The sequence below is a fragment of the Amycolatopsis sp. NPDC003731 genome, from assembly GCF_053586895.1.
Window position 1 is genome coordinate 25,520 of sequence record NZ_JBSFNC010000108.1, and the last position, 6,053, is coordinate 31,572.

Consider the following 6,053-nt stretch of genomic DNA (forward strand, 5'->3'; position numbering starts at 1 on the left):
GCTACTTCTCGAGCGCGGCGACGGCCGCGTCGACGAACTGCGCCATGGACTTCGGGCCGCCGAACATCCAGAGCGAGTCCGGGAAGCGGTGCACCTTGCCGCTCTTGACGAACGGGAGGTCGGTCCAGATCGCGTTGCCGGCCAGCTGCTGCTGGTACGGGTCGCCGTCGGCGTTGTTGGCGATGTACCAGAACCGCACGTCGGGCAGCTTGGTCAGGCCTTCGACGTCGGCCTGCGCGAGGCCGTAGACCGCGTCGCCGTCCATCGGCCAGGCGGTTTCGAGGCCGAGCTCGGCGAACACCGCGGAGACCAGCGCGCCCTTGGTGTAGGGGCGGATGCTGACCGAGCCCGAGGTGACGTAGGCGTCGGAGAAGGCGACCTTCTGGCCCGCGGCGCCCCGCTTCTCCACCGCGGCCCGGCCGGCGGTCAGCTTCTGCTCGAACTCGGTCTTCAGCTGCGCGGCCCGGGTTTCGGTGCCGGTGGCCTTGGCGATGGTGTCCAGGTTGGCGTACATCCCGGCGATCGGGTCCTTGGCGGTGCCGCCGTTGATGACGATGACCGGGACCTTCGCCTCGATCTGCTCCAGGGCCCCTTCGGTCACGCTGTCGGTGACGACCACGAGGTCCAGGCCCAGCGAGCCGAGCGTGTCGAGGCTCGGTTCGCCGCGGGTGCCGATGTCCTTCGGGGTGCCGTCGAGCTTTTCGGCGCTGACCCACTGGCCGTAGCCCTTGATGTCGGCCACGCCGACCGGCATGACGCCGAGGGAGACGAGGTGCTCGACGGCGTTCCACTCGGTCGCCGCGACGCGCTTGGCCGGGCCGGGCAGCTTCACCTCCTTGCCGCGCGAGTCGACGACGGTGATCGGGCCGGCACCGCCGGTGGCGGCGGCGTTGCTGGTGGGCGCCTCGGTGGTGCCGCAGCCGGCCACGAAGAACGTGGCGGCCGCGGACAGGCCGAGGAGCATCCGGGTGATCCGCATGTTTCTCCTGTTTTCCTTGGGTCAGACCGACGCGGTGCGCGGTGCCGCGTCGTTGAAGCGGCCGACCGCGCGGGTGTGGATCCGCCCGTCGGCCGGGTCGGCGACGACGTCCACGCGGATGCCGTAGGCGCGGCTGAGGTTTTCGGCCGTCAGCACGTCGGCGGGGGTGCCTTCGGCGGTGACCCGGCCGGCTTCGAGCAGCAGCACCCGGTCGGCGACCGCGGCGGCCTGGTCGAGGTCGTGCAGCACCACGCCGACGCCGACCCCGTGCCGGTCGGCCAGATCGCGGACGACGTCGAGGATTTCGACCTGATAGCGCAGGTCGAGGAAGGTCGTGGGCTCGTCGAGCAGCAGCAGCGCGGTGTCCTGGGCCAGGCAGGCGGCGAGCCAGACCCGCTGCGCCTGCCCGCCGGACAGGGCTTGCACGGGCCGGTCGGCGAGGGCGGACAGCCCGGTCAGCGCCATCGCCCGTTCGACGGCGGCGGGCCCTTCGGGATCGCGGCCGCCCCAGCGGGACCGGTGCGGGTGCCTGCCGAACTCGACCAGCTCCCGGACGCAGACCCCGCCGGGCGCGGTCCGGTGCTGCGACAGCAGGGTGATCCGCTTGGCGATGTCCTTTCCGGACAGTGCGCGCAGGTCGGCGCCGTCGGCGAAGGTGACGGACCCGGCGACCGGCGGGTGCAGCCGGGCGAGCGCCCGCAGCAGCGTCGACTTCCCGCTGCCGTTCGGTCCGATCAGCGCGGTGACGGTCCCGGCCTGCAGCGAGAGGGAAGCGGCACGCACGACGACGTCGCTGCCGTAGGCGACATCGATCTCCTGGGCGTGCACGCCGGAGCGGGGGACGAGGGACACAGGAGGACAATAAGGTCAGGCTTACCTAACCAACAAGGTGGCGGGCAGCACAATCCGGACGCGCTGCCGAGGTCTGCCCCGACCGGCGAACGCCCGGATGGCGGTGTCGCGGTGGTGGACGATGGCGAGGGGAGGGGTGGTTCTGATGCCGCGTGAGGAAAGCCCGTTGCCCGAGGGGGACCTACCGCTGGTGGAGTTCGCGCGCTCCCTGCGGCTGGTGCGGGAGAAGGCGGGCAAACCGACCTACCGGGTGCTCAGTGCGCGCGCCCACTATTCGGAAGCGGCGCTGTCGCAGGCGGCCGCGGGCCGGAAACTGCCCAGTCTCGAGGTGACGCTGGCGTACGTGCGCGCGTGCGACGGGGACGTCGAGGAGTGGGAACGCCGGTGGCGCGAACTGGCGGTGACGCTGGAACCGCCCGCGCCACCGGACTCGGACGAGCCGCCCTACGCGGGGCTCGCGCCGTTCCGGGTCGAGGACGCGGAGCGGTTCTTCGGCCGGGAACCGCTGGTGGAGGCGGTGCTCGCCCGGCTGGCGACGCAGCGGGTCGTGGTGGTCGTCGGTGCGTCCGGGACGGGCAAGACGTCGCTGCTGCGGGCCGGGGTGACCCCGGCACTGCCCGGGCCGGCCGTGGTGCTGACCCCGGGAGCGCATCCGCTGGAAGAGTGCTTCCTCCGGCTGGCCGGCCTGGCGGACGCGCCGGTGGGCCTGCCCTCCGACGACGTCCGGGGCTTGCACCACGCCGTGCGGCGCGCAGCCGCCGACGGCCGCGAGCTCGTGGTGATCGTCGACCAGTTCGAGGAGGTCTTCACGCTCTGCACCGACCACGCCGAGCGGGTCCGGTTCATCGACCAGCTGCTCACGGCGGCAACCACCGACCGCAGCGCGTGCCGGGTGGTGCTGAGCGTGCGCGCCGACTTCTACGGCGACTGCGTCGCCCATCCCGCGCTGTCCCGGGCCTTGCGCGACGGGCAGGTGACGGTGGAGCCGATGACGACCGACGAGCTGCGCCGGGCGGTCGTCCAGCCCGCCGCGCGAACGGCCTGCGTGGTGGAGAGCGCGCTGGTCGCCCGGATCGTGGGCGACGCCGGCGGCCAGCCCGGCGTGCTGCCCCTGGTTTCCCACGTGCTGCTGGAAACCTGGCGGCGTCGTCGCGGCACGACATTGACGGTGAAGGGGTACGAGGCCGCAGGCGGGATCGAGCACGCCGTCGCGCACACGGCCGAGGCCGCGTTCACCGCTCTTTCCCCCGAGCGGCAACGGACCGCTCAGCAGGTGCTCCTGCGGTTGTGCGCCCTCGGCGAGGGGCTCGAGGACACCAAGCGGCGGGCGGACCGCGACGAGCTGGAGCAGCTCGGCGGCGACGTCCGGGCGGTGCTGGAAAACCTGGCGGCCGCGCGGCTGATCGTGCTCGACGGCGACAGCGTGGAGATCGCGCACGAGGCGCTCCTCCGCTCGTGGCCGCGCCTGCGCGGCTGGCTCGCCGAGGACCGCGAGGGCCTGCGGGTGCACCGGGAGCTCACCGGCGCCGCCGCCACCTGGCGTGCGCTGGGAGCCGACCCGGGCGCGCTGTACCGCGGGGTGCGGCTGGCCGTGGCCCGGTCGTGGGCCGAGCGGCACGACCACATGCTCAGCCGGCCCGAGCGGGACTTCCTCGCGGCATCGGTGGCCGAGAGCGCGCGCGCCGAGGCCGCCGGCCGCCGCCGGTCGGCGCAATTGCGCGTGCTGGTGGCGCTGTTGAGCGTGCTGCTGCTGATCGCGGCGGGGACGACCTGGTACGCCGTGCGGGCCGCGGAGGTGACCGCGGCGCAGCGCAACTCCGCAGTCGCCCAGAAGGTCGCCACGCAGGCACCGGCCCTGCGCACGGTGGACCCGGCACTGGCCGGGCAGCTCGCCCTCGCGGCCTTCCGGCTCGACCCGACCGCCGACACCCGCGGCAGCCTGCTCAGCACCGTCGTCGGACCCCGCACCACCGTCCTGACCGGCGACGTGGCCCGCCGCGCGGTCGCGTTCTCCCCGCGCGGCAGCTTGCTGGCCGCCGCCGGGGACGCCCGGGCGGTGCGGCTGTGGCGGCTGCCGTTGCCCCACGCCGCCGAGCCGCTCGCGGACGTCGTGGCGCGGTCGGAGCGGGTGGAGTCGCTCGCGTTCACCGCGGACGGGGCCCGGCTGGCCGCCGCCGGGCACGACGGGCTGGTGTCGGTGTGGAACGTGGAGGATCCCGTGCGGCCCCGCCTGCTCGCCGAGGTGCGGGCCCACGCCGAAGCGGTGTACCACGTTGCGTTCAGTCCCGACGGCACCACGCTGATCACCGCGGGCAACGACGGGACCGCCGCGCTGTGGGATGTCCGTGATCCGAGCACGCCGACCCGCGTCGCCGTGTTGAGCGGCCACGACGGCCCGCTTTCGTGGGCCGAGTTCGCGCCGGACGGGCGCAGCGCGGTCACCGCGTCCGACGACGGGACGGTGGGCCTTTGGGACGTCACCGACCGCGCTCACCCCCGGCGCACGGCACTGGTGCCCGCCCACTCCGACAAGGTCACCTCCGCGGTGTTCAGCCCCGACGGCGCGCTGCTGCTCACCGCCGGGTTCGACGCCGTCGCCCGGCTGTGGGACCTGCGGGCCGCCGCCGGCCCGCGCGAGCTCGGCCGGCTCGCCCGGCACCGGGACACCGTGCAGGCGGCCCGGTTCGCCCCGGACGGCCGGACCGTGGTCACGACCGGCTGGGACTACACCGCCTGGCTGTGGGATGTGTCGGACCCGTCGGCGCCCACCGTGACCGGCACCATCGCCGGGCACACCAACACCGTGTGGGCCGCCGATTTCAGCCCCGACGGGCGGGTGGTCGCCACGGCGGGCAACGACGGCGCGATCCGCCTGACCGACGTGCCCGGCCGGGTGCTGGGCGGGCACACCGACACCGTGCGCGCCTCGGCGGTCTCGGCCGACGGGCGGACGGCGGTGACCGGCGACCGTGACGGCACCGTGCGGCTGTGGGACGTCACCGATCCGGACCGGCCGCGGCGGCTGCCGCTGCCCGAGGCGAAGATGGCGCGGGTCCGGTCGGTGGTGCTGAGCGGGACGGTGCTGGCAGCCGGGGACGTGGCCGGGCTGGTCCGGCTGTGGGACGTCACCGATCCGGCCCACGCCCGGCTCCTGCCGCAGCCGATCCGGCACCCGGGCACCGCCCGCGCGCTGGCGTTCCGCCCGGACGGTGCGGTGCTCGCCGTCGGCGGCGACGACCCCGAGCACGTGATCCGGCTGTGGTCCTTGCGCGACCCGGCCGCCCCGGTCGTGGCCGGGCAGGTCACCGGCGCCACGGATTTCGCTCCGGCACTGGCGTTTTCGCCCCGCGGCGACCTGCTCGCCCAAGCCATGACCCGGACGGTGCGCCTGATCGACGTGGCCGACCCGGCCCGGCCCCGCCTGCTGGCGGTCTTGGACGGCCACACCGACCGGGTGCTGGCGCTGGACTTCGCCCCCGACGGCAGGCACCTCGTCTCCGCCGGGCTCGACCGCACGGCGCGGGTGTGGGACGTGACCGACCCGCGCGCGCCCGCGCACGTCTCCACGCTGGCCGGCCACCAGGGTGCGGTGCCCGCGGTCGCCTACTCGCCGGACGGTACCCGCATCGCCACCGCGGGGTACGACCACACCGCGCGGCTGTGGGACGTGACCGACGCTCGCGCGCCGCTGCCGTGGGCCACCCTCGCCGGGCACACCGACGAGGTGCACACGGTCGCGTTCTTCCCGGACGGCCGGACATTGCTCACCGGCGGCCGCGACCCGGCCGCCCTGCTGTGGCGCATCGACCCGGCCGACGCGGCCGCCGAGGCCTGCAGGGTCGCCCACCCCCCGGCAACGGCCGGGCAGTGGGGTGCTTACTTTTCCGACGTGGAGGCGCCCGCACCGTGCCGCTGACACCCACCTGACCCGGCTCGGCCCGGCTTGGCCTGGCTCGGGTTGGCTTGGCTCGGCTTGGTTAAGCCTGGCCCGGCTCGGGTCGGCTCGGCTTGGGTAAGCCTGGTTCGGTCCGGCCTGACCCGGCGTAGGGTGGCGCGGCCCGGCGTGGGGTGGCGCGGCCCGGCGTGGATTGGCCGGTGCGGCCGGCCGAATCCGGCCCAGCCCCGCCTGACTCGGCTCGGCCCGGCCCGGCCTGGCGAGGCCTGGCCCAGTCTGAGCCAGCCCGGCGCGGCCTGACCCGGCGCGGTCCGGCTCGACCTGGTC

Annotated in this window: 3 protein-coding genes; 1 reads left to right on the forward strand and 2 read right to left on the reverse strand. The window is 74.9% G+C overall.

Annotated elements, in window-relative coordinates:
- Position 1: 1 nt before the first annotated feature.
- Together ACWDN5_RS33480 and ACWDN5_RS33485 are read right to left on the reverse strand one after the other, a co-directional pair.
- The gene (locus ACWDN5_RS33480) at positions 2-979 is read right to left on the reverse strand and encodes an ABC transporter substrate-binding protein (protein WP_449679107.1); all 978 of its coding nucleotides are present in this window, start codon (positions 977-979) and stop codon (positions 2-4) included.
- Positions 980-1,000: 21 nt separating this feature from the next.
- Entirely contained in the window at positions 1,001-1,831 is an 831-nt protein-coding gene (locus tag ACWDN5_RS33485; protein WP_449679108.1) for an ABC transporter ATP-binding protein, read from the reverse strand.
- A 145-nt stretch (positions 1,832-1,976) separates the two neighbouring features.
- Between ACWDN5_RS33485 and ACWDN5_RS33490 the strand changes: the two genes are divergently transcribed.
- Complete coding sequence (locus tag ACWDN5_RS33490) at positions 1,977-5,747, forward strand: nSTAND1 domain-containing NTPase (protein WP_449679109.1); 3,771 nt, start codon at positions 1,977-1,979, stop codon at positions 5,745-5,747.
- Positions 5,748-6,053: the final 306 nt, after the last annotated feature.